We start from the raw sequence: 22,862 nt of genomic DNA, 5'->3' as shown, positions 1-22,862 counted from the left end.
CGCGCTTCTGAAACGTCTTCAGGTGCATGGAACCGCCACCCACCTCGCAGCCGATGACCGACCGAGACAGCGACATCGCCGCGACCGTGGTGCGCGAGCGCACGAGGCTCGTCAATTTTATCCGGCGTCGAATACGCGACCCGGACGATGCCGAGGACATTCTGCAGGATGTGTTCCACGAGTTCGTGCAGGCTTACCGGCTTCCCGCTCCGATCGAACAGGCGAGCGCGTGGCTTTTTCGCGCGGCGCGCAATCGCATCATCGATCGCTTTCGCAAGAAGAAAGAGCAACCGCTGACAGATCTGTTTGAGGCCGACGAAGATGCCAGCAGTGAGTACCGCCTCGACCTCGCGCTACCGGCGCACGAAGCAGGTCCTGAAGCCCTCTACGCTCGCGCTGTATTGCTCAAGGCTCTGCAGGACGCGCTCGACGAGTTGCCGCCGAATCAACGTGAGGTATTTATCGCGCACGAACTGGAGGGGCGGTCCTTCAAAGACATGGTGGCGGAAAGCGGCGTCGCGCTCAATACGCTGCTCGCGCGCAAGCGCTATGCGGTCTTGCATCTGCGCGCCCGACTGCAGGCCATTTATGACGAACTGGATATTTAGAGGAGTCGACGGATGAAGTTTCGAATCAGATGCGTGGGCAAAGCGCTGCTCGTGGTGGTCGCCATAGCCGTGCTCGGGTTGGTGGTCATGATGCTATGGAATTGGGTAGTTCCGGCGCTATTCGTTGGCGCCCGCGCGATCGACTTCGCGCATGCGTTGGGCTTGCTGGTTTTGAGCCGCATCCTGTTTGGCGGATTCCGCGGACACGGCGGCTGGCGCGGACGGCGTCACTGGCGAAAATGGGAGGCAATGACGCCTGAAGAACGCGAGCATTTTCAGGCGGCATGGCGATCGGGTCGCGACCGGCGCGCGGGAGATTGAACATGCGCGAGAAATCGACGGACGACTGCAAACAGCAGCCGGGCGCGATTGCGCCGGTTATCGACATGAAGCGTTGCGAAGGCAAGGGCGATTGCCTGGAGGTCTGCCCAGAGAATGTGTTCGAGATCCGGCGCATCGATGCCGTCGACTATCGCGGCCTCGATTGGATGCATCGCCTCAAGCTAAGCGTGCATGGAATGAAAGTCGCCTACACACCGAACGCGCACGCCTGCCGGTCGTGCGGTCTTTGTGTGGCGGCGTGCCCTGAAGGCGCGATCAAGCTCGTCAAAACGGCATAGCGGTATTCGGCAAGGAGCGCACATGGTTTCATCAAGCACAGATCTTCTGCGACGGCTTCACGAACAGAGTCAGACGGAAGTGATAGCCCGCGCACGTGCGCAATTCCAGGGATCGAGTGAGGAGTTTCTGACTCTGTCGGAAGATTACGAAACTCTCGCACCGCGACTTCGTGGACGGTTTCTCGAAACGCTCGGACTATCCAGCGAAGATTTCGAATCGTCGCAAGGCACGCCGTTATCGTTAGCCGTGTCGGCGGAAACGGGAAGGTTTTTGCGCAACATGGTGCTTTCGCACAAACCAGCTCGAATCCTCGAACTCGGCAGTTCCTGCGGGGTGTCCACGCTGTATTTCGCCGAGGCTCTTCGCATTTTGGGCAGTGGCTCGGTTGTCGCGACTGAACTCGATGCTGGCAAGTGCGCGCAACTTCGGGCCCACGTCGAAATGGCGGGCGTACACGCTTATGTCGACGTGCGGGAGGGCGATGTGTTCGAGACCGTTGCCGGACTGGACGGCACTTTCGACATGGTGTTCATCGACGTATGGGCCGACAGCTATCTAAATCTGTTCAAGCAGATCGAGCGCCTGCTGCGGCCAGGGTCGATCGTTCTCGCCGACAATATGTACACAGCCGAAGACGCCGTTCGGCCATACAAGCACTACCTCGACGACGATCCGCGTTTTTCGACCACGACGCTGAACTTCGAATCAGGGGTCGAATTTACAGTCGTCGTGTCTTAGCGAAGCGGCCACGCGCAGGCTCGCAATGCGTCTCGGCGTCGGATGACTGGATCGCCTTTACGCTTCTTTTCGTCCTCGGTGCGCGGCTCAAAGTCAGCGGCCCATTACTTCTGATTATTGGCACTTGGCGGATTTGCTATAGCCGTTGTCCGGCGCGCAGAGTCGTGCCGTTTGCCGAAGACATGGAGGCGGACCCGATGATGCGGCATGTGTCGCGCGACCGCTCTTGACGTTGGCTTCTTGCCGAATGCATCATAACCCGTGATGCAGGCATCGAAGTTCTGTCAGTCGCAGCTTCAGGAATGTTGATACCCGTGCGTAGTCATTGTTGGGAGACGTGCAATGCACCATCCGTCCCAAGCCGTTGTTCAATGGACGAAAGACAGCGCGAAGCAGCTTCTTCCTGATGCGGTTTTCCTCAGCTTGCTACATCGGAAGCGAATCGGGCGCTTCCCCAACCTCTTTCACCCCACAACCTACAACGAGAAGATCCTGCTACGTTGCTTGCGGCCAGACTCTCGATACAGCGCGTTGACCGACAAACTGACCGTGCGCGATTACGTCAGAGAAAAAATCGGTGAGAAGTACCTTATTCCCATGATCTCCGCGCCCTCGGACTTTACGCAAAAGGAATTCGACATGTTGCCGAATTCCTTTGTCATGAAGGCAAATCATGGAAACAATTTTGTGGAAATCGTCCGGGACAAGTCGCAGCAGAGTTTCGAACATCTCCAATTTCTTGCCAGCCAATGGTTATCCACCAATTTCTACCGAAATGCGCGGGAACGGCACTACCGAGGAATTCAACCACGCATTTACTTCGAGAGTCTGCTTCTCGACGAACACGGCATGATTCCAGCTGACTACAAGATTCACTGCTTTGCGAACGGGTCGGGGCGACCTGTGATGTTTATCTTCGTAATTTCAGACCGTTTTGGAAGTAACACTCGCGGCGACACATACGACGCACAATGGAACCCTATCGACCTCGAGTTTGCTCCCTACCTTCGCAGCACGAAGCCGCCACCGCGGCCGAACAATCTGGATCTGTTGCTTGATACCGCGGCACTGCTGTCCGAGGGTTTCGATTATGTTCGCGTCGACCTATACGCACCATCTAACCGGGTGTTCTTCGGCGAACTCACTTTTACGCCCGGGGCCGGCGTAAGTCCCATGCTACCCGATCGTGTCGATTATGAATGGGGACGTCTTCTGACATGAGGTATCTGGGATAGCTGGAACCGCTCCCTGATCTGCGTCAACGTTCTTCAACGGGAAGTAGTGTGGTGTTTCGCGGCATCGACGCCGACGGCATGTGTATGCGTTCCCCAAAGTGCTGACACGTGGGGCTCGCCGCCCACGTCAAAAGACTCAGAGACACGCCTCGTCAATCCGATCGATAACAGTGTCGGTGACGGATCTTCCCAGGCCAGCGGACTTCTGGAATAAGCCTTCCGCCGCACACGTTTACTGCATGTATCGCGCAATGCACGAAGCGCTCATGCCGTTGCACAGGCAGGGGTGTTTGCTTGTCCGATGAATTGGCCGCGGCAATCGCTCGACGTAGGGCACGCGCGATAGGTCGATGCAAAGGAGGCCATCATGTATGCCACTTACAGAATCACCATCCTCGCCGGTGTGATCGCGCTCGGGATGACATCGCAGGCAAGCTGGGCGGAGCAAACCGATAACGCGACATTGCTATCGGACTCGATCCAGCTCGGCACGCACACCGTCAAGGCGGGCCGCATCACACTTGAAGTCAAGAATGCCGCGGACAACAACATGGAACACGAACTCGTCGTGCTCAAGACAGATCTCTCGGACGATGCACTTCCGGTCAGCAAAGGGCAGGTGCTGGAGCGCAGGCTGAACAAAATCGGCGAAGTCGAAGACATCGCGCCGGGCAAGAGCAAGCGCGTGTCGTTCAAGCTCGCGCCTGGCCACTACGCGCTAATCTGCAACAAGGCGGGACACTATGCAGCGGGAATGCACACGGTGCTCGTCGTCACGCCGTAATCTCTCGGCGCGGCGCCCCGAAAATTCCGCTTGAGGTTCGCCGATCACTGCCGAATGCGGATGTAGCTGTCCGACTCCATCACAGACATCCGGTCACGCGGAATCAACGTCGTCATCACGCTCGAGCCCAACGGCACATTTTCCCTAGCGCAATAGCTCGACTATCACGACATCGGTGTCGTCTCGCGCCACCAACGTAAGCTGCGATTGATCGCGTACGGCAACTCCATCGCGTGGCGCGAGCCGGACTTTGCCGACATCGAGGCGACCATGATCGGCAACCAGATACGCCCGGCGTGACGGCGGTAGCACGTGGTCCAGCGTCGTGCCTTCGCGTAACGTCGCGATACGCACGCGCGCGTCCGCATGGATGGGCAGCGCGCCCGCGCACACATCGTCGGGATCGCCGCTCGCCAGCGTGACGAAGCGGCCTTCGCGACATCCGCGCGAACAGATACGCGTCGCCCAACGGGGCGTGCCGCCCGGCTTGCGCGGGTGCAGCCAGATCTGGAATAGCCGCGCAGGCACATCTTCTTCGTTACGCTCGGAATGGTGGAGCGCGGTGCCCGCACTCATCGCCTGTACGGAATCGGCGACCAGTCGCGCGCGATTGCCCGCGTCGTCTTCGTACGTGATCGCGCCCGAGCGCACCCATGTGACGATCTCGACGTCGCGGTGAGCATGCAGATCGAAGCCCGAGCGCGGCGCGAACTCATCGTCGTTCCACACGTAGAGCGCGCCGAGCGGCGCATGGTCGGTTCGTCCGCATTGGCCGACCCGGATATGCGCTCGCGTGTTGAGCCAGTCCCGCCTGACTGCGCCACACGCAAGGTAAAGACGATGTGCGATCATGATGTGCTTGCGCTCGAATGCCGTATGCGCCGGGCGCGAGTGCGATCGTCGAAGACCGCATCCACGCGCCCGGGCTACGTTTAGATCTGCTGCTGGCCGCCATCGACGAACAACTCGATGCCATTCACGAAGCTGGCATCATCCGAGGCAAGGAACAGCGCAGCGCTCGCGATTTCGGCGGGCTCGCCAAGACGTCCCATCGGGATCTGCGCGGCCAGGTAATTGGCAAGACCCTGGCGCTGGGCGGCGTCGTCACCGGCCAGATCGAGCAGGCCAGGCGTGCGCGTTGCGCCCGGGCTGATCGTGTTCACCCGGATCTGGCGCTCCTTGAGGTCCAGAATCCAGTTGCGTGCGAACGAGCGCACCGCAGCCTTCGAAGCCGAATACACGCTGAATGCCGCCGTGCCCGCGCTACCTGCGGTCGAACCCGTGAGAATCACCGACGCTCCCTTGGCCAGCAGCGGTAGCGCCTTTTGCACCGTGAACAGCACGCCTTTCACGTTGCGATTGAAGGTGTCGTCGAAGTGCTCTTCGGTGATGTTGCCAAACGGCAGCATCGAACCGCCACCGGCATTCGCGAACAGCACGTCGAGATGCCCCTGTTCTTCCTTGATCTGCGCATACAGCGCGTCGAGCTCGGCAAGCTTGGTGGAGTCGACGCGGGCGCCGGTTGCCTTGCCGCCCGCTTCGCGGATGCCCTTCACGGCGGCATCGAGTTCGGCCTGACGGCGGCCCGTGAGGTAGACGTGCGCGCCTTCGGCTGCGAAGCGCTGGGCGGTGGCAAGGCCGATGCCGCTGGTTGCGCCGGTAACGAGTGCGATCTTGTTGTCGAGTTTGCGTGCCATGGTGTTGCTCCTTTCGTTGTCGTTCAGTGGAAGTTGAGGTTCGGTGTTGCGTGCTGCGATGTGAGGAGAATATCGACGACCCGGGCTTTTCGAAATAGAATTGGTTGCAATCTAACGTTGCAAAAATGAAAAGATGAGGGGAAATGGCGAAGCTGCCTGATTTCGAAGGACTCGCGATGTTCGCGAAGGTCGCCGAGGAAGGGTCGTTCGCGGCCGCTGCGCGCGCGATGGGGGTGTCGGTGGCTACGGTCTCGCGTGGCGTCGCTCGTCTGGAAGACCGGCTGGGCGCACGGCTTTTCAACCGTACATCGCGCCAGCTTTCGCTTACCGAGTTCGGCCGGACCATCTGCGAGAAGGCCGGGGAGATCTACCGTCAGGCCGAAGAAGCAGAAAGCGCGGCGCGCGAGATGTCGGTGCAGCCGCGCGGACTGGTGCGTCTGGCCGTGCCGATGTCGTTCGGGCTGCGCTGGGTCGCGCCGCTGCTGCCCGGATTCTTTCGCGCGTACCCGGAGGTGTCGATCGACCTGCATCTTTCGGATGCGTCGGTCGATCTGGTCGCCGATGGCTTCGACGCCGCGCTGCGTATCGCTGCGCTGCCGGATTCGTCGCTGGTCGCGCGACGGCTGTGCGCGGTCACACAGTTCGTGGTCGCGTCGCCGGCGTATCTGAAGCGCGAACGGCGGCCTGCGCACCCGCGCGAACTGGTGGGGCGGCCGTGCCTTTCATACGCGTACCGCGCGCGCAGCGATGTGTGGCGCTTCACGAACGCCGCGGGCGAGGAGGAGCCGGTCATGCCGACCGGCCCGCTGCGCGTGACGAATTCCGATGCGCTGCTGCCCACGCTGCTCGACGGCCTCGCGATTGCCGAGCTGCCCGAATTCATCGCTGGCGAATATCTGGCCGATGGCCGCCTCGAAGCGATCCTCACCGACTGGTCGCTGACGAAGGGCGGTCTTTACTTCGTCACGCCGTCGGCGCGCGCGCGTCCTGCGAAGGTGGCTGCGCTGTCCGATTATTTTGCGGAGCATCTGTCCGAGCCGTCATGGCGATGGCCGAAGTAATGCGTTCGACGTGACGCGCACCGCTTGATTGTGCATGGATGAAAGGCCGCTTTGTCGATCGAAGCGGCCTGACGATCTTTCGTGGGAATGGCCGCTCATGGCCGCCGGATTCAACCCGTCGCTCGCCAGCAATTCGAGGCGAATGACCGCTGCCGAGTTCAACGAATGCGTACTAGCGGCCCTGAACCGACGTTGGACCCAGCAGCACATATTCGGCGGCTTCCAAACTACAGCGTCCATTCACTCCTGCCAGTCGCTCGGCGGGTCATCGGCCGAAGTGGCCATGGCCGAGATTGACCGCGAGTCACGGCTAACGTCCGCTCCTAAGAGACGGTTCCATAAGACCGCTGAACGCGCTGAAGCATGTCCAGCAGATCAGGCAACAGCCGAGTTTGAGGAACGCTTCGTGAATGTCAGCGCGACGCGATCGGTGGGGTTCGGACCAGTTTTTCGCCCGCCCCAACCGCGCGAATCGAGGTCGAATACACGATCACGCGCGAGAAGTCGATTTTGTCCATCGCTCGCAACCTTGCCAGAAGCGTTGCGTGCAATCGATCCCACACGCCGGCTTGTTGCCAATCGCGTAGCCTTCGCCAGCAACTGACGCCCGAGCCGCATCCCATCTCTGCCGGCAAATCTCGCCACCGTGCCGGTCAGCGCAGCGCAATCCGGACAGGCTTGCGGCACGGATACTTGAAGCGGCGTGGCTTCGCTGGTGGTCGCAGTGGCTCGATCAGCACCCACAGTTCGTCGTCGATGATTGGTTTGCCCAACTCCTCGATCCTGTTGTCACGACGATTGAGGTTAACAGGTTGTTTTATGCGTAACAGCCCCTACCAAGCCTTTTTGAAACCGTTTCTAAACCGCTATCATCGATGTTCGCCCAAAAGGAGAACAACCGATGAGCCGACCAGATTTCATCAAACACTGGACTGAACTCGAAGAACCGGATGCGCATTCCTATCGCGGCGATACCGAGCCAATGGCGCTAGACGCGCCGCTTTCCGCCGCACTCGGCATTACGCGTATTGGCATTCATCATGTGAGGCTTCTGCCCGGCCGGCGAACGTCATATCCGCACGCCGAAAGTACCGAGCAGGAGTTTGTGTACGTGCTCGAGGGCAAGCCCGACGTCTGGATCGACGGCGTGCTGCATCCCATTGCTGAAGGCGATTGCGTCGCGTTTCCGGCAGGCACCGGAATCTGCCACACCTTCATCAACAATACGAACGACGAAGTCAGGCTGATGGTGATCGGCGAACGTCCGCGCGACGACAACCGTATTCGTTACCCGCTCAACGAAGCGTACGAACTTACCCGCGAGGACCGCTGGGTGGACTGGCCCGCTAGACCACTCGGCGACCATAACGGGATGCCGGACTGAGGCTTACGCGGATGACCCCAATGGCGATTAAGCATGATTCGTCCACGCGAATTGAATGGCCGCTTGCTGGGTGGATCCGACTTCTGACCGTCCGCGCAACGGTGCGGGCGAATGACGCTTCATGGCCGCACTCAGTCCGACAGCGTCCGGCTCAGGTCGACCCACAACTGCCTTTCGACCCGACGCGAGGCCTATGGCCGGTTGCAAATTGGAACGGCCATTCGCGCGGCATATCGGCCGGCAAGTCGTCGGCCATTGCAGACGTTCAAGTGATGGCTCTGATCGGTCGGCTTGACGGCACTTCCGGCCGTTCGCACCTCCGCAGTCGTAAGCGACGCGTCCGGACCGTTCAGTCAAAGTTTGCTAAGAAGCGTTAGCCGCAGGTGCAAACCCGGCAGCGCGCCCGCCTCAGGCGCCGCCGCGAGTCCCATCCGTGCAAGGTGCGGGTCATTGCACGCTTGAGCGCGCGTGTTCACGAAGCGTCTCGCTCACCCAGCACGGCTCTGCAACCCGATCCGCCAGAATCAGCGCATTCATGGAGGCTTTGCACCCGGCGCTGGCAAACGCTTCCAGTTGCGGAACGGTTGCTCGGGAAAGGGCTATCGGCTTGCCGCCAAGGATGTTCTCGAATCCTTCGCCGTAGACGTCCCAATGCGCCAATCCGCGCCGGCTCGTGCACTCGCGAAGCATGCGCGTGAACTGCCGGGCGGAGTCATGCTCGCCGGCCCAGATCATGATGGGTATCGAACCGAGGGCGAGGCCGTAGACGATCGACAGGTCGTGCCCGATCGAAGCGACGAGTTCGGCACAGTCCCTTGCCAACCTGACAGCGCGCTCAGTCTCACCTTGCAGCCAGAGAATTCGCATGTACACCGTCATGCTCGCGATCCGGCCATCCATCTGCGCGTCGTTCGCCTTTGCAAGATTTTCCCGCGTGGGACCAGCTTCGAGGGCGATGACCCTCTCGATCAGCGTACGCGCTTTCGCCTGGTCACCCAGGTAATGGTGCGCATAGGCGAGATTGCGGCCCGACATCTGACTGAGCGTCAAGTCTGCGGAACGATCCGCGAACGCCTGCATCGCCTCGGCCAGTGCGACACCTTCCAGGTATCGACCTGTCACAAGCCGATGTGCAAATACACCCCACAGAATGCGGAACTCTAGCGCCTCGTCACCCAGTCGGCGGCTCAGCGCGTAGGCACGTTCAAAAGCGCGTGCCATTTCGATGGTTGGCCCACGCGTATGCCAGAGCGAGTGTCCGTAGGCCACCAGCAGTTCGGCGTGCCGCGTGCTGCCGGCCTGCTCGGAGCGCCCAACCGCTGCAATGGCATGCTCGGCCATGCTGAGGAACTCGTGTGGCAGCGACAGATGGAGCCAAAGCGGCGCCGTGGCGATAACGAGGTCGATTTCGAGCTCCGGATCCCCCTCCTGATCGGAGGCCCACTCGAACGCCGCGCGGATATCGTCAATTCGCTTGCTGAGCTGGGCCAGCCATTGGGGTTTTGCCTTGCCGTCCCAGGCGGCGCCCAGGTCCGCGAAAGTCTCGCAGCAATGTATGGTATGGAGGCGCCTGGTCGCGTTCGCTTCGCCGGCTTCCAGCAATCGAAGGTGTGCGTATTGGCGCGTCGTATCGAGAAGCCGATAAGGGTTGTCGGCGTCACCCATATCACGTGCTACAAGCGACTTGGCGACAAGGCCGCTGATTGCGTCGAATACCGCCATTTCGTCGATCTGCCCGGAGCGTGCCACCGCAACGGCTTCACGCATGCCAAACGAAGAGCGCATCACCGACAGCCGGCGCAGGACGTGCTGCTCACGCGGGTCCAACAGCTCGTAGCTCCAGTCAAGCGTAGCTTTCAACGTCTGATGCCGCGGCAGTGCGGTTCGGCGCCCTTGTGTGAGCAGCGCAAAGCGGTCGTCCAGGCGCGCGGCGAGCGCACGCACGTCCATGTGCGCGACGCGCGCCGCGGCAAATTCGATTGCCAAAGGAATTCCGTCCAGGCGTCGGCAAATGTCGGCCACGGCGCCGATGTTCGAAACCGTGAACTGAAAAGCGTCGTCGGCAGCCTTTGCCCGGTCGTGAAACAACGAGATGGCTGGATAGCTTCCGGCCGCCTCGATGCCGACCCGCGCACCGACGTCGGGAAACGGCAGGGCCGAAAGCCGATGAACCGACTCGCCATCCGCGCGCAACGGCTCCCGACTTGTTACCAAAAGGTGCACGCCTGACGCGCCTTGCAGCAATTGTTCCGCGACCTGCGCAACCGCCTCGACGACATGCTCACAATTGTCGAGGACCAGTAGTATTGGGGTGTCGCCCAGTGAGGCAATCAGATCGGGGACTGGATTGCCGCTGAATACGGCGACGCCGAGCGTCGACGCCACGGTACTGGCGACGCTCGCCTTGTCGGAAACGGGGGCGAAGTTGACGAATAGTGCGCGGATACCGGTACGCCCGCAAAATCGATGCGCGATAGCCACGGCGACCGTGGTTTTGCCAATGCCGCCGGGACCGGCGATGGTCAATAGCCTGCGTTCGGGAAGCTGGTCGGTCAGGCCGTCAATGACATCCTCCCGGCCGATGACCCGGGTGAGGGTCACGGGCAACGCTCGCGCACTTTCATCGGGGGTACTGGTCGGCGCAGTCGGCGCGGGGGCGGTGACTTGCGTAGCCCTCGTGGAATGGACCGGTGCCGCGAGCCGATAGCCGCGTCCATTGTCGTTCACGATGTACCGGCTTTCCGATTGTCCATCGCTCAGCGCTTTCCGAAGGGTGGACACGTGCACACGAAGCGCGCCATCGTCGACCACGCTTTCTTTCCAGACCTGGTCGCGCAGTTGACGAGTCGAGACCAGTTCGCCACCGCGCTCGGCTAGCACGATAAGAATATCAAGCGCACGGCTGCCGATGCGGACTTCGTCACCATTTCTGGTGAGGACACGCTGCGGGAAATCGATGCGGAACGGGCCGAAAGTCAGGCTATACCGGGTTACCATCAAAGCACCATGCGGGTCAACGATACGATTATCCGTTGCGGTCAAAATAAGCCGTCCGGCAAATCCGATCCCTGCAAAGTCGGATACACGCGGGTGATCAGAATCGTTCTATCCCCGTGGCTTCGGTCGTGGACTGGCGTCCTGGATCGACGGCGCGATTCTGCCCATTCATATCCTGGCGAAAAACTGCGGCTAGCGAGAAAGATATTTGAAAAAAGATCAAATATTGGCGGTCGGCGTGTCAGAATCTCAGCCCTAAACCCGTTCAAAAAACGGCTCGATTTTATTCCGAAAACAAGTATGAAGAGTACGTTCGATGAGTTAGAGGCATTCGTTTCCGTGGTCGACACGGGATCCATCACGGCAGCCGCGAATCAGCTAAATCTAACCATTTCGGCAACGAGCCGAACGTTGGGGCGGCTCGAAGACAAGCTCGGGACGACTTTGTTGCGCCGGACGACACGCCGGCTGGAATTGACGGAAGAAGGACAAGCGTTTCTCCGCGACGCGAGGGCGATTATTTCGCTTCTGGAGAATGCGGAGGAGCAGATGGCAATCCGCCGCGAGCGACCGTCGGGGCGCTTGCGTGTCGACGCAGCGACGCCATTCATGCTGCACGTCATCGTGCCGAACGTGCCGGGTTATCGAGCTCGCTTTCCGCAAGTGGAATTGGAGCTCAATAGCAATGAAGGGATCATCGATCTGCTCGAGCATCGCACCGATGTTGCCATCCGGATCGGCCAGTTGAAGGACTCGACCCTGCACAGCAGACTGGTGGGCCGCAGCCGTATGCGCATTCTCGCGAGCCCGGCATACCTGGACGCGCATGGCCAGCCGAGGCAGGCGGAGGATCTAAGGAAACATTCACTGCTGGGGTTCACTAAACCAGAAGGGTTGAATGTCTGGCCCATCCTCGGGCCCGACAATGAGCCTTACCGCATCTCGCCCGCCGTTCACTCCTCGAGTGGCGAGACACTTCGGCAGTTGGCCCTTGCGGGTGCCGGCATTGTGTGTCTATCCGACTTCATGACGGCGCGCGACCGTCGCGAAGGGACGTTGGTGCAGATTCTGCTTCGCCAGACGCTGGATCTCCGGCAGCCGATCAACGCGGTGTACTACCGCAATACTGCGACTTCGTCGCGCATCGGGTCGTTCGTCGATTATCTGGTGGAGTCAGTGCGTGGTTCGGAATTCGAATGCTAGCGAGGCCCGCGTGACCTTGAGGCGGTTAGCAGCCGCAATGGCTCGGTAATGGCCTGCGCAGCCAGTAACCGCTCAAACGGATCGCGGTGAATATTGGCCAGATCGCGAACTGCCGCAGCGTGCGCCGCCGTCACGGGGAAGTCGCGAAAGCCGGCTTCTTCCATGCGGGCGGACTAGCTCGTTCACATTTGCGTCCAGCTTCCCGATTCCTGACTTCATTGCGATTTCCCAAACGCTCGCGTCGCTGACCAAACGGTTGCTGCTCTCTTCAGAACTATTCAGCGTCGCGACAAGAACTTTTAGGCTCTCTATCGCTAACATTCTGACTCTAAGTCAACGTGGTCGACAGGCGAGGCAAATATGATCGACGCAGGTAATTCGGACGCAGGCCCAGTCGACGCTGAACCTCCATTTTCGTCCCTTGAGTATCGGCAGCACCAAATGTTTCCGCGCCTTTCTGATGCGGAGATCCGTAGTGCGAGCCGCTATGGCCGCCCCAAGGCGTTCAAGGCTGGCGATTCGATTTTCCGGACGGGGCGCGTTGCCGAAGGGCTATTCATCTTGCTGCACGGGAGTGTCCGGGTCTATTCGTGCGATCCGCAAGGACGCACCACGGTCGTGACAGACCATCATGACGGCCATTTCATGGCCGAAATGGCGCAACTCACCGGCAAACCGTCGCTGGTGGACGCAATTGCGCTGACTGACTGCGAGACGCTCGTCCTGAACTCGGAGCGGTTGCGGGCGCTGATCATCGCGGACGCCCAGTTGGGCGAGCACATCATGCGCGCGTTGATCCTGAGGCGTCTCGGGCTCATCGAGCAGGGGCTCGGTCCGATTATCGTCGGCAAGGGTGACGACGCGAGGGTGGTCCGCCTGCAAGGCTTTTTGCGGCGCAATGCCTATCCGGCTGCGGTGATCGACGCACACAAGGATTCGGACGCCGTGCAACTGCTTGCCGGCCTCACCTCGAAGGCTGAGGACTTTCCGCTTGTTTTCTGCCCGGATGGGTCGGTCCTGAGGGCGCCCGACGAAGCGGAACTCGCCACCCGGCTCGGCCTCGTGCCGACGTTCAGTGCGTCGCAGCGTTACGACATCGCAATCATCGGCGCGGGTCCGGCGGGCCTCGCGGCGGCCGTTTACGCTGCCTCGGAAGGGCTTTCGGTCGTCGTTTTCGATCGGCGCGCGCCGGGTGGTCAGGCTGGTGCGAGCGCACGTATCGAAAACTATCTCGGCTTTCCGACCGGCATATCGGGGCAAGCCCTTGCAGCACGCGCGTTTCAGCAGGCATTGAAATTTGGTGTTCACGTGGCCATTCCCACTGCGGTCGATCAGGTCCAGGGCGCGGCGGGCAACTTCATGCTCGCGCTGTCCGATCGACAGTGCGTTCGTGCGCGGACGGTCGTGGTCGCGAGCGGAGCGGTGTATCGAAAGCCTTCCGTGACGGGCTTTGAACGCTTCGAGGGCAGAGGGATCTACTATTGGGCGTCGCCCATCGAGGCGCGGCTCGTCAGCGGGAAAGACGTTGTGCTGATCGGTGGCGGTAACTCGGCTGGGCAGGCTGTCGTCTTTCTCGCCAACTTTGCGAAAAGCATACGCGTTCTGATACGTGGAGACGGTCTCGGAGCGACCATGTCCCGTTACCTTATAGACCGGCTCAGCGCTCTGCCAAACGTGTCGATTTGCGCAAGATGCACGCTCGAATCACTGGAAGCGAGCGACGGTGGTCTTGAGCGAATTCGCGTCTTTCATCACGACAAGGGCAGCGAGCTCATAGAGGCGCGGCATCTTTTCCTGTTCATCGGCGCGGATCCAAAAACGGACTGGTTGACATCGTTGGGCGTTCGGCTGGACGAGCGCGGCTTTGTCGAAACGGGATCGTCCGATGCGAGCGCAGACACTCGGGGCCTCCCGCTCGAGACAAATGTGCCGGGGCTCTTCGCGATCGGTGACGTCCGTTCAGGCGCGCCGAAGCGGGTGGCCGCGGCGGTAGGGGACGGCGCAGCGGTTGTCAGCCAGATTCATCAGTGGCTCAGCCGAGAACAGGCGCGCGTCAAGGCTGCTTGAGGCCGCAACGAGTGGCGTTACGCGGAAAACGCGGTCGCTTCCCAGCCCCTGCTCAATGTGCGCCACGCTCGGGCTGGGGCGTCCACTCATTCTCTTCGCCCGGCACTTTGCCGAAGGTCTGCGCAGCCCAAGCTTGCCTCGCAGCCACAATCTTCTCGCGCGAAGCGGACACGAAATTCCACTCGATGAAGCGTTCGCCCGGCAGGTGCGCGCCGCCGACGAGCATTACGCGCGCGCCATGCGCGCTGGCGAGTTCGGCCGTTGCACGCGGCTCCAGCACGGCCATCGTGGTTGGCGGCAATGGCGTCCCGTCGATGCTCAGATCTCCATCGACGAGATAGACGCCGCGCTCCTCGTGCTCGGCATCGAGTGCGAGGCGGCCGGCAGCCGCGAATTCGGCGTGGACGTAGAGCATGGGTGAAAAGACTTCGACCGGCGAGGTCTTGCCGAAAGCCGTGCCTGCGATCACGTGTACGGTGGCCCCGTCGCGCGTGAACGTCGGCAGCGTATTGGCCGGGTGATGAATGAACGCGGGCGCGACGTCTTCGTGTTCGAGCGGCAGCGCGACCCAGGTCTGAATGCCGTGGATGGCCTGAGCAACCGGCCGGTCCTCGAGCGGCGTGCGTTCTGAATGGACGATGCCGCGCCCGGCCGTCATCCAGTTCACATCGCCGGGTACGATTTTCTGCCGGTAGCCGAGGCTGTCGTGATGCATGAACGAGCCTTCGAACAGGTACGTGACGGTCGCGAGGCCGATATGCGGATGCGGAAGCACATCCACGCCGCTGCCAGCGGGCAGCACTGCCGGGCCCATCTGGTCGAAGAAAATGAATGGTCCGATGAGTCGCGCGGCACGTGCGGGAAGCACGCGACGCACGATCAGGTTGCCGATGTCGCTTTCACGCGGCGTGAGCAGAGCTTTGATCGTAGTGTGCATGATGAATACCTTTTGTTAAGGGCCGATCTGGCTGCAAGCCGTTACGGTTCGAGCAGCCGCAACAGCCGCAGTTCCTCGAAATCAAGCTCTGATTCGATGCGATGCAGGACCGCGTCGTCCACCTTGCCGTCGCGGTGCAGGCCGAGCAATGCCTCGCGCGATACGCCGACGAGTCCGAGTTCGATCCGCAGGAAGTGCGCACGGTGTTCGATTCGCTCCGCACCCAACTGGTATGCGCTTTCGTTCGCGGTAACGCGAATCCGGTATTCGGCGAGTAGCCGTTCGAAGGTCGCGCGTTCGATGCCGGACGAGCGCTCGTCGAGTTCCTCGAGCGCGGCGAGCGAGGCGCCGAACGTATGGGCACGCGCCTCATGTTCGGACATGGTGTGACGGGCGGTCGGGCGCAGTTTCAGCAGCCGGATCAGAGGCCCGAGACTGCCGCCCTGCACGACGAGCGTCGCGATGATCACCAGAAATGTGCTGAAGACGATGAGGTCGCGGCCGGGAAAACTGGCGGGCAGCGCGATCGCGGCCGCCAGACTGACGACGCCGCGCATACCCGCCCAGCCGAGGACGACCGCTTCCTTGAAGGTCCACGGCTGGAGACCCGAGCGTCTGGCGCGCAACTGGTCGGGCAGCCAGATCGCGGCGAACACCCATGCGAGGCGCGCAACGATCGCTGCGGCGGTTGCCGGCAACGCGACACGCAGCCCGGCCGTCAACACGGCCGATTCGTGATTCACCCGTGAGAGGAGCGCGTGCAGTGTGAGACCGATCAGGATGAACACCAGCGCCTCGAGCACGAACACGACCGCTTCCCAGGTCGCCTTGGCCTTTATGCGCATATCGGCGTCGAATACCCGATGCTGGCGGATGCCGAGCACGAGACCGCAGGTCACGACAGACAGCACACCCGATCCGCCGACGGCCTCCGCGATACCGTAGCTGGCCCATGCCATCACGAAGGTCACGACGATGCCGAGCATCGGATCGCGCAGACGTGGCAACACCCAACACATGGCCTGGCCGCACACGATGCCGACCGCGACGCCGATGACGGTAAGCGTGAAGAACAGCGCGGTTCCGTTCGTGACGGTAATCGTCGCGGCTAGCGCCGCCGAGACCGCGATCTGATAGAGCAGCAGGCCCGACGCGTCGTTCACGAGGCTTTCGCCTTCCAGCACGGCCACGAGCCTGGCGGGTAGCGGGTGGCGCTGAAGGATCGCCTTGGCGGCGACCGCGTCGGGCGGCGAGACGATCGCACCGAGCGTGAAGCATGCCGCCCACGGCAGGTTCGTATTGAAGGCATGCACGGCGACAGCGACCGCGACGGTGGTGAACGTCACGGCCCCGAGCACGAGCGAAACGATCGTGCCGATGCCACGTTGAAATTCCTTCCACGTCGTATAGAACGAACTCGACATCAGCAGCGGCGGCAGCACGGCCGCGAGCAGCAGGTTCGGGTCCACATCGGGTACGCGCCTGCCGGCGACTGCGATCACACAGCCGCCGAGCAGCAGAACGACGGCAGGCGGAATCGCGATACGCTCCGCGAGCCAGGTCAGGGCGCCCGCGCCGCAGATCAACAGCAGCAGGTAGTGAAAAAACTCGACGTTGTTCATCCGCTAGAGCCCCGGGGATGGCAGGTCGATCACACCGTGGACGACGCCGCCGAGAACACCGGCAAACAGCGAAAGGATGGACGGTCTCATGATGCGGGTTTTGGTTGGTGAGCGTGGCAAGACAGGAGCAGCAACTACGCGAAAAGGCTCGCGGAAAAAGTATAGGTTTGTCTGGATCAGCAAGAGTCGGATTAAGAACATTTAATCTCTGGCACATGCCGCATATCCGTTCGATCGAGCTTGGGGACGTGCGTAAGCGCGACGACGGCGCCGAATCGTAGCGCAAAGCTTTTAGGTCTCTCTGGGCGCAAAAGGAATGACGGCTTCATTTCAGGACTTTTTAGTTTGCGCCAAGGACTTTGGCCGCTTGCGTTATTAGAGTGCCAGCCGGCATGTGGCGCTATTCAGCGAGTTCTCGCTCGTCGCCGCATCGCTGTCCAACTCAACACGCAAGGTCGTCGCCAGCAGTTCTCTGAAGTCGACTACACCGACGACCTCAAGAAGATCAGTGTGTCCACTCTGATCCTGCACGGCGACGATGACCAGATCGTGCCGATCGACGATTCGGCGAAGCTCTCGGTGAAGATCGTCAGGTACGCGACGCTCAAGGTCTACAAAGGCGCGCCGCACGGCATGTGCAGCACGCACGTCGATCAGGTCAATGCCGACCTGCCCGAGTTCCTCAAGTCCTGAGGCGCTACGACCAAATCTGCGCGACTCGCTTGCGAGGCAACGCGCGTCGGTTAGGAACTCTTCGGCCTGTCACAAGGACCTTCAGCCGCGCGCCGCCTTAGCTCGATGCCAATCGCGCCACCATGCCCCGCCGTGCGGCGGGGCATACATGAGTTCGCCCCGCTGCGGTTCATGCGCGCACTGCAGCGCGCGACCCTGTCGGGCATACGCCGGCACGCGCACGGCTTGGCATGGCGCAGCAACGTGCCTGCGTCGGACCTGAACGGTTGGATGGGGCGCTCCCGGCAGTAGCCGCTTCGCGTTTGGAACGAACGCGAAATAGGCCTTTTGCGCCTGGCGCCCGGTTTTGAATGGCTTCGAAAAGGGAATGAAATGGGTTTGAAACTGCAAGGCTCGCACCCGCATAGCCTCGAGATCACGCGTCTGGCTGCCGCCGTTCGCGCGAATGCTGACGATGCGCGCGTCTGGCGCTGGTACGCCGACCTCATGGAAGACGGGCGCGTGAGTTGCACGCGTACGCGCAAGGGATGGCTGATCACCGTAGACGGTCGCTGCACGGTGGAAGATGAGTCGTTCGATTGCGCCGTGCGTCGAGCGGAGCAGACATGGAGTGATATCGCGCAGTCTCAGGTTAAGCTGCTCCGCCGCGGCAAGACCGCTGTGAAGACGATCGGCTCGAGTTTGCCGCAGCTTAGGTGAAGCGGCGAGGCAGGGTGCATGCCGCATGCACGGCGGGAGTCCAGGGCATGGTTGCTCACGCTGAGCGCGCCGGAGATGACGGCGTTGATTGGCGGCCTGCGCGTGCTCAACGTCCACAAGGGCCGGGACGCGCACGGTGTCTTCACAGAGCCGTCCCGAAACGCTCACCGACGACTTCTTTCGCAACATCCTCGACATGAGCACCGGATGGCAGCCGGTCTCGGCGGCGAAGGACGTGTTCGAGGGCCGCGACCGCAACACCGGCAAGCTCAAGTGGACGGGCACGCGCGTCGACCTGATCTTCGGTGCGCACTCGGTGTTGCGCGCGCAGAGCGAGGTCTATGCAAGCGCGGACGGCGAGCAGAAGTTGGTGCGCGACTTCGTGGCCGCGTGGGTCAAGGTGATGAACCTCGACCGTTTCGAGCTCGCGTGAAGGAGGCACGGGTCACGCGACGAAAGACGTATGTCGTCAGCGGGTGACTCGAGGGATCGGGCGAGGTAACCCACGTGTTCTCTCGCGCATTCGAGGCCGACGCCCGAGAGATGCCGATCAGAGTGAGGATGACTGCGGGTCCTTGGCGGCTGCGTTGGAGCCGTGAGCACCCGGCAGCGAGCCGAACATGTGTTGGCTGCATTTCGCCTCGCGCCATGCGGCACCCAACCTGGAACCAGACAGCACCCTGCGCGCGAGCGGAAGTATCTGCTCACCGGCAAGCATGCCTAGCAGGCCCATCAGCGCAATGGTAGGCGGCGCCGGCGACTGCACGCCGATCACACCGTAGACGACCCCGGCAAGGATGCCGGCCAACATGGAAAAGATATACGGTTTCATAGTGCGAGTCTCATTAAAGACCTGTTCCATTACAGGATTTACCCAGCGAATTCGTGAAAAGACTACCGGCTACTCTGCATTAAGAAAATCCCAATTAAGCGTTTTTAAGATTAATTATTTGGGGAATAAAATTTGATCCCTTTTTAGTTGTTGCTCCCCCGTCTGCGCGTGTCAAATAACCGCAGCTGGATGCCGGATTGCCCAGCGCCAATGCACATCGGACGCCCGCCGGCCGTGCCGGCATGGCGACTTCCTCCTCACTCCGATTCAAAGGACCTACCCGTCATGAACAATTCGAAGCTTGAAGTTCTCACCCCGCAGAACAGCCAACTGATCATCATCGATCACCAACCGCAAATGGCGTTCGGCGTGCAGTCGATTGACCGCCAGGTGTTGAAGAATAACGTCGTCGGTCTGGCCAAGGCGGCCAAGGTGTTCGACATTCCGACCACGATCACCACGGTCGAGTCGCAAAGCTTTTCGGGTTACACGTATCCGGAACTGCTCGACGTGTTCCCGGAGCATAAGGTGCTCGAACGCACGTCGATGAATTCGTGGGACGACCAGAAGGTGCGCGACGCGCTCGCGGCGAACCGCCGCAAGAAGGTGGTCGTGGCGGGTCTGTGGACCGAGGTCTGCAACACCACGTTCGCGCTGTGCGCGATGCTCGAAGGCGACTACGAGATTTACATGGTGGCCGACGCATCGGGCGGCACGTCGAAAGACGCGCACGATTTCGCGATGCAGCGCATGGTCCAGGCGGGCGCCGTGCCGGTCACGTGGCAGCAGGTCCTGCTCGAATGGCAGCGCGACTGGGCTCACCGCGCGACCTACGACGCGGTGATGGCGATCGCGAAGGAACACTCGGGCGCGTACGGCATGGGCGTCGACTACGCCTACACGATGGTCCACAAGGCAGCACAGCGCACGGCTACGCCGCACGAGGTGCTGCCGGCTGCACCGGCACGCTGATCGCCTCGTCGCAATCGTCGAAACCGGGGCGATGCGCTCCGCGTGAAGGCGGCGGCAGCGCATGCGATCTACCGATCTCTGCGCTGCAGTGCATCTCCCGCGAGGTACTCGGTTGGAACCGCGAGGTCTCGCATCAGCATTCCAACCTCACAGAGAGACTGATCGTATGGAATCTTATCTGCTGTCCCTCGCTGCAGGGATGCTGATAGGCGTGATCTACAGCGTGATCAAGGTCCGCTCACCCGCGCCTCCGCTCGTTGCCCTCATCGGCCTGCTTGGCATGTTGATCGGCGCGCAGGCCGTGCCATCCCTGAGGCAGTTGTTGGGCTTTTAATCGAACTGATAGAAACGAGGAAACGCAAATGGGCGCAACCGCTACCCATCCCGATCTGATTTTGCATAACGGACGGTTCACGACACTGGATCGTTCGAACCCGGTCGCCAATGCCGTGGCGATTGCCGACGGCCGCTTCGTCGCGGTCGGCAGCGATGCGGAGGTCATGCCGCTCGCGGGCCGCGCGACCAAAGTTATCGATCTCGGTGGCCGGCCGGTGCTGCCTGGCCTCATCGACAATCACCTGCATCTGATCCGCGGCGGTCTGAACTACAACATGGAGCTGCGCTGGGACGGCGTGCGTTCGCTCGCCGTTGCGATGGAGATGCTCAAGCAGCAGGTTGCGGTCACGCCGGCGCCGCAATGGGTGCGCGTGGTCGGCGGCTTCACCGAGCACCAATTCGAAGAGAAGCGGCTGCCGACGCTCGACGAGCTGAACGCCGTCGCGCCCGATACGCCCGTGTTCATCCTGCATCTGTACGACCGGGCGCTGCTCAATGCCGCCGCATTGCGCGTCGTCGGCTATACGAAGGACACGCCGGAGCCGCCGGGCGGCACGATCATGCGCGACAGCGCGGGCAACCCCACCGGGCTGCTGCTGGCGAACCCCAATGCGTCGATCCTCTACGCGACACTCGCGAAAGGCCCGAAGCTGCCGCTGGAGTATCAATACAATTCGACGCGCCATTTCATGCGCGAACTCAACCGCCTTGGCGTGACCGGCGCGATCGATGCCGGCGGCGGCTCGCAAAACTATCCCGACGACTACGAAGTCATCCGCAAGCTCCATGATGCCGGCGAAATGACGGTGCGCATCGCGTACAACCTGTTCACGCAAAAGCCGCAGGCCGAAAAGGAAGACTTCGTGAAGTGGACCGGCTCGGTCAAGTATCACGATGGTTCGGACTATTTCCGCCACAACGGCGCGGGTGAAATGCTGGTGTTTTCGGCGGCCGACTTCGAGGACTTCCGTGTCGCGCGCCCGGAACTGCCGCCCGGAATGGAAGGCGAACTCGAAGGCGTGGTGCGCGTGCTCGCACAGAACCGCTGGCCGTGGCGCCTGCATGCGACCTACGACGAAACCATCAGCCGTGCGCTCGATGTGTTCGAGAAGGTCAACGAGGACATTCCGCTCGACGGCATCAACTGGTTCTTCGACCACGCGGAAACCGTTTCGGAGCGCTCGATGGATCGTATCGCAGCGCTCGGTGGCGGCATCGCGGTTCAGCATCGGATGGCCTACCAGGGCGAGTATTTCGTCGAGCGCTACGGCGCGCAGGCGGCACAAGCCACGCCGCCGGTCGCGACAATGCTTGAAAAGGGTATCAAGGTTTCGGCCGGCACCGATGCGACGCGCGTCGCGTCGTACAACCCGTGGGTGTCGCTCGCATGGCTCGTGAGCGGCAAGACGGTTGGCGGTCTGCGGATGTATCCGCAACGTAACCTGCTCGATCGCGATACGGCGCTTCGCATGTGGACGGAGTACGTCACCTGGTTCTCGAACGAAGAGGGCAAGAAGGGGCGCATCGTGGCCGGGCAACTCGCCGACCTGATGGTTCCGGACCGTGACTTCTTCTCGTGCGCCGAGGACGACATTGCCGGCACCACCGCATTGCTGACGGTGGTCGGCGGCAAGATCGTCTGGGGCGCGGGCCCATTCTCGCAACACGATCGGCCGATCCCGCCTGCGATGCCGGACTGGTCGCCGGTGCGCCAATACGGCGGCTATGGCGGCTGGGGCGCGACGCAGCCCGACGGCGCGCCGCTCGCAGATGCCGCCGCCGCCGCGATGTGCGCCTGCGCGAGCGCCTGCGGCTTGCACGGCCATGCGCACGCGAGCGCGTGGGCCAGTGCATTGCCGACTTCGGATGCAAAGGGCTTCTGGGGCGCATTCGGCTGCTCATGCTGGGCGATCTGACATGACGATATGGAACGGCCGCGGCAACCCCGCATGGGTTCGCGCGGCGCTATCGCGGCCTTGGGTTGGGCCGCTCGTGCGTCTTGCGCTCGTGTCCGCCTACCTTATCGGCGGTGTCAGCAAAGCGCTGAACTTCGAGGGCGCGATTGCGGAGCAGGCGCATTTCGGCCTGCACCCGGCCGCGCTGTGGGCAGTTCTCGCGGTGGCGGTCGAGATCGTCGGCTCGCTGTGCGTGGTATTGCGCCGCTTCACGTGGATCGGCGCAGGCGGCCTCGGCATGCTTACCGTCGTTGCGATGCTGGTTGCCAACGACTTCTGGAACCATGCCGGTGTCGAGCGCTTCATGGCGCTCAACAGTTTCTTCGAGCATCTGGGACTGATCGCGGGGCTCGTGCTCGCGACCCTGCTCGACGATACACAGCATCCGGTCGGCGAGAGCCGCGCCTGACAGATTAACCAG

21 protein-coding genes and 3 pseudogenes are annotated in these 22,862 nt (G+C 61.6%); 17 read left to right on the top strand and 7 right to left on the bottom strand.

Going from position 1 to position 22,862, the window contains the following annotated elements:
- Positions 1-26 precede the first annotated feature (26 nt).
- The 6 genes from BC1002_RS24435 (at position 27) to BC1002_RS24410 (ending at position 3,986) form a co-directional block, all read left to right on the top strand.
- A complete protein-coding gene (locus tag BC1002_RS24435; protein WP_013092677.1) occupies positions 27-608 on the top strand; it encodes an RNA polymerase sigma factor in 582 nt (193 codons plus the stop codon).
- A 12-nt stretch (positions 609-620) separates the two neighbouring features.
- The gene (locus BC1002_RS24430; RefSeq protein ID WP_013092676.1) at positions 621-929 is read left to right on the top strand and encodes a hypothetical protein; all 309 of its coding nucleotides are present in this window, start codon (positions 621-623) and stop codon (positions 927-929) included.
- Between the two features lie 2 nt (positions 930-931).
- Positions 932-1,228: a 4Fe-4S binding protein gene (locus tag BC1002_RS24425; RefSeq protein WP_013092675.1), complete on the top strand. Its 297-nt coding sequence runs from the start codon at positions 932-934 to the stop codon at positions 1,226-1,228.
- A 22-nt stretch (positions 1,229-1,250) separates the two neighbouring features.
- Positions 1,251-1,967: an O-methyltransferase gene (locus BC1002_RS24420; RefSeq protein WP_013092674.1), complete on the top strand. Its 717-nt coding sequence runs from the start codon at positions 1,251-1,253 to the stop codon at positions 1,965-1,967.
- A gap of 342 nt (positions 1,968-2,309) precedes the next feature.
- On the top strand, positions 2,310-3,188 hold the full coding sequence (locus tag BC1002_RS24415) for an ATP-grasp fold amidoligase family protein (protein ID WP_013092673.1): 879 nt from the start codon (positions 2,310-2,312) through the stop codon (positions 3,186-3,188).
- Positions 3,189-3,569: 381 nt separating this feature from the next.
- Entirely contained in the window at positions 3,570-3,986 is a 417-nt protein-coding gene (locus tag BC1002_RS24410) for a plastocyanin/azurin family copper-binding protein (protein WP_013092672.1), read from the top strand.
- 144 nt (positions 3,987-4,130) lie between these two features.
- On the opposite strand, the gene BC1002_RS24405 is transcribed toward BC1002_RS24410, so the two are convergent.
- Together BC1002_RS24405 and BC1002_RS24400 are read right to left on the bottom strand one after the other, a co-directional pair.
- Complete coding sequence (locus tag BC1002_RS24405; RefSeq protein ID WP_013092671.1) at positions 4,131-4,838, bottom strand: pirin family protein; 708 nt, start codon at positions 4,836-4,838, stop codon at positions 4,131-4,133.
- A gap of 80 nt (positions 4,839-4,918) precedes the next feature.
- Positions 4,919-5,683, bottom strand: coding sequence for an SDR family NAD(P)-dependent oxidoreductase (locus BC1002_RS24400; protein WP_013092670.1), 765 nt, complete (start codon positions 5,681-5,683; stop codon positions 4,919-4,921).
- A 143-nt stretch (positions 5,684-5,826) separates the two neighbouring features.
- On the opposite strand from BC1002_RS24400, the gene BC1002_RS24395 reads away from it, so the two are divergent.
- The gene (locus BC1002_RS24395) at positions 5,827-6,744 is read left to right on the top strand and encodes a LysR family transcriptional regulator (protein WP_013092669.1); all 918 of its coding nucleotides are present in this window, start codon (positions 5,827-5,829) and stop codon (positions 6,742-6,744) included.
- Positions 6,745-7,167: 423 nt separating this feature from the next.
- Here the strand turns inward: BC1002_RS24395 and BC1002_RS24390 are convergent.
- Positions 7,168-7,517: pseudogene (locus BC1002_RS24390) on the bottom strand (transposase); the annotation flags it as partial.
- Positions 7,518-7,645: 128 nt separating this feature from the next.
- Between BC1002_RS24390 and BC1002_RS24385 the strand changes: the two are divergent.
- Positions 7,646-8,128 carry a cupin domain-containing protein gene (locus BC1002_RS24385; RefSeq protein ID WP_013092667.1) on the top strand — a complete coding sequence of 161 codons (483 nt, stop codon included), beginning with the start codon at positions 7,646-7,648 and terminating at the stop codon, positions 8,126-8,128.
- Between the two features lie 447 nt (positions 8,129-8,575).
- Here BC1002_RS24385 and BC1002_RS24380 read toward each other — a convergent pair whose 3' ends face one another.
- Complete coding sequence (locus BC1002_RS24380; protein ID WP_238537962.1) at positions 8,576-11,170, bottom strand: ATP-binding protein; 2,595 nt, start codon at positions 11,168-11,170, stop codon at positions 8,576-8,578.
- 255 nt (positions 11,171-11,425) lie between these two features.
- Between BC1002_RS24380 and BC1002_RS24375 the strand changes: the two genes are divergently transcribed.
- Together BC1002_RS24375 and BC1002_RS24370 are read left to right on the top strand one after the other, a co-directional pair.
- The gene (locus BC1002_RS24375; protein ID WP_013092665.1) at positions 11,426-12,328 is read left to right on the top strand and encodes a LysR family transcriptional regulator; all 903 of its coding nucleotides are present in this window, start codon (positions 11,426-11,428) and stop codon (positions 12,326-12,328) included.
- A 360-nt stretch (positions 12,329-12,688) separates the two neighbouring features.
- On the top strand, positions 12,689-14,395 hold the full coding sequence (locus BC1002_RS24370) for an FAD-dependent oxidoreductase (RefSeq protein ID WP_013092664.1): 1,707 nt from the start codon (positions 12,689-12,691) through the stop codon (positions 14,393-14,395).
- 52 nt (positions 14,396-14,447) lie between these two features.
- Here BC1002_RS24370 and BC1002_RS24365 read toward each other — a convergent pair whose 3' ends face one another.
- The gene (locus BC1002_RS24365; protein ID WP_013092663.1) at positions 14,448-15,332 is read right to left on the bottom strand and encodes a pirin family protein; all 885 of its coding nucleotides are present in this window, start codon (positions 15,330-15,332) and stop codon (positions 14,448-14,450) included.
- Positions 15,333-15,373: 41 nt separating this feature from the next.
- Positions 15,374-16,954, bottom strand: a complete 1,581-nt coding sequence (locus BC1002_RS24360) for a cation:proton antiporter (protein ID WP_013092662.1) — start codon at positions 16,952-16,954, stop codon at positions 15,374-15,376.
- 462 nt (positions 16,955-17,416) lie between these two features.
- Here BC1002_RS24360 and BC1002_RS24355 point away from each other — a divergent pair.
- The 3 genes and pseudogenes from BC1002_RS24355 to BC1002_RS24345 all read left to right on the top strand — a co-directional run.
- A pseudogene (locus BC1002_RS24355) lies at positions 17,417-17,647 on the top strand (alpha/beta fold hydrolase); the annotation flags it as partial.
- A 372-nt stretch (positions 17,648-18,019) separates the two neighbouring features.
- Positions 18,020-18,346, top strand: coding sequence for a hypothetical protein (locus tag BC1002_RS24350; protein ID WP_013092661.1), 327 nt, complete (start codon positions 18,020-18,022; stop codon positions 18,344-18,346).
- Between the two features lie 42 nt (positions 18,347-18,388).
- A pseudogene (locus BC1002_RS24345) lies at positions 18,389-18,779 on the top strand (catalase/peroxidase HPI); the annotation flags it as partial.
- A gap of 117 nt (positions 18,780-18,896) precedes the next feature.
- Here BC1002_RS24345 and BC1002_RS24340 read toward each other — a convergent pair.
- Entirely contained in the window at positions 18,897-19,178 is a 282-nt protein-coding gene (locus tag BC1002_RS24340) for a XapX domain-containing protein (RefSeq protein WP_013092660.1), read from the bottom strand.
- 285 nt (positions 19,179-19,463) lie between these two features.
- Between BC1002_RS24340 and BC1002_RS24335 the strand changes: the two genes are divergently transcribed.
- The 4 genes from BC1002_RS24335 (at position 19,464) to BC1002_RS24320 (ending at position 22,850) form a co-directional block, all read left to right on the top strand.
- Positions 19,464-20,150, top strand: coding sequence for a hydrolase (locus BC1002_RS24335; RefSeq protein WP_013092659.1), 687 nt, complete (start codon positions 19,464-19,466; stop codon positions 20,148-20,150).
- Between the two features lie 166 nt (positions 20,151-20,316).
- Complete coding sequence (locus BC1002_RS24330; RefSeq protein WP_013092658.1) at positions 20,317-20,484, top strand: DUF1427 family protein; 168 nt, start codon at positions 20,317-20,319, stop codon at positions 20,482-20,484.
- A 28-nt stretch (positions 20,485-20,512) separates the two neighbouring features.
- Positions 20,513-22,402, top strand: a complete 1,890-nt coding sequence (locus BC1002_RS24325; protein WP_013092657.1) for an amidohydrolase — start codon at positions 20,513-20,515, stop codon at positions 22,400-22,402.
- 1 nt (position 22,403) lies between these two features.
- Positions 22,404-22,850, top strand: a complete 447-nt coding sequence (locus BC1002_RS24320; RefSeq protein ID WP_013092656.1) for a DoxX family protein — start codon at positions 22,404-22,406, stop codon at positions 22,848-22,850.
- Positions 22,851-22,862 lie beyond the last annotated feature (12 nt).

The organism is Paraburkholderia atlantica (assembly GCF_000092885.1).
Classification (GTDB): Bacteria; Pseudomonadota; Gammaproteobacteria; order Burkholderiales; family Burkholderiaceae; genus Paraburkholderia; species Paraburkholderia atlantica.
The sequence above is the reverse complement of the archived record's forward strand: the minus strand, read 5'-3'. Positions and strand labels throughout refer to the sequence as shown.

Coding starts and splice junctions, on each gene's coding strand:
- BC1002_RS24320 (WP_013092656.1), top strand. CDS start 22,404: ATGACGATATGGAACGGCCGCGGCAACCCCGCATGGGTTCGCGCGGCG.
- BC1002_RS24415 (WP_013092673.1), top strand. CDS start 2,310: ATGCACCATCCGTCCCAAGCCGTTGTTCAATGGACGAAAGACAGCGCG.
- BC1002_RS24370 (WP_013092664.1), top strand. CDS start 12,689: ATGATCGACGCAGGTAATTCGGACGCAGGCCCAGTCGACGCTGAACCT.
- BC1002_RS24425 (WP_013092675.1), top strand. CDS start 932: ATGCGCGAGAAATCGACGGACGACTGCAAACAGCAGCCGGGCGCGATT.
- BC1002_RS24330 (WP_013092658.1), top strand. CDS start 20,317: ATGGAATCTTATCTGCTGTCCCTCGCTGCAGGGATGCTGATAGGCGTG.
- BC1002_RS24375 (WP_013092665.1), top strand. CDS start 11,426: ATGAAGAGTACGTTCGATGAGTTAGAGGCATTCGTTTCCGTGGTCGAC.
- BC1002_RS24420 (WP_013092674.1), top strand. CDS start 1,251: ATGGTTTCATCAAGCACAGATCTTCTGCGACGGCTTCACGAACAGAGT.
- BC1002_RS24350 (WP_013092661.1), top strand. CDS start 18,020: ATGGGTTTGAAACTGCAAGGCTCGCACCCGCATAGCCTCGAGATCACG.
- BC1002_RS24385 (WP_013092667.1), top strand. CDS start 7,646: ATGAGCCGACCAGATTTCATCAAACACTGGACTGAACTCGAAGAACCG.
- BC1002_RS24360 (WP_013092662.1), bottom strand. CDS start 16,954: ATGAACAACGTCGAGTTTTTTCACTACCTGCTGCTGTTGATCTGCGGC.
- BC1002_RS24335 (WP_013092659.1), top strand. CDS start 19,464: ATGAACAATTCGAAGCTTGAAGTTCTCACCCCGCAGAACAGCCAACTG.
- BC1002_RS24395 (WP_013092669.1), top strand. CDS start 5,827: ATGGCGAAGCTGCCTGATTTCGAAGGACTCGCGATGTTCGCGAAGGTC.
- BC1002_RS24435 (WP_013092677.1), top strand. CDS start 27: ATGGAACCGCCACCCACCTCGCAGCCGATGACCGACCGAGACAGCGAC.
- BC1002_RS24400 (WP_013092670.1), bottom strand. CDS start 5,683: ATGGCACGCAAACTCGACAACAAGATCGCACTCGTTACCGGCGCAACC.
- BC1002_RS24405 (WP_013092671.1), bottom strand. CDS start 4,838: ATGATCGCACATCGTCTTTACCTTGCGTGTGGCGCAGTCAGGCGGGAC.
- BC1002_RS24325 (WP_013092657.1), top strand. CDS start 20,513: ATGGGCGCAACCGCTACCCATCCCGATCTGATTTTGCATAACGGACGG.
- BC1002_RS24340 (WP_013092660.1), bottom strand. CDS start 19,178: ATGAAACCGTATATCTTTTCCATGTTGGCCGGCATCCTTGCCGGGGTC.
- BC1002_RS24365 (WP_013092663.1), bottom strand. CDS start 15,332: ATGCACACTACGATCAAAGCTCTGCTCACGCCGCGTGAAAGCGACATC.
- BC1002_RS24410 (WP_013092672.1), top strand. CDS start 3,570: ATGTATGCCACTTACAGAATCACCATCCTCGCCGGTGTGATCGCGCTC.
- BC1002_RS24430 (WP_013092676.1), top strand. CDS start 621: ATGAAGTTTCGAATCAGATGCGTGGGCAAAGCGCTGCTCGTGGTGGTC.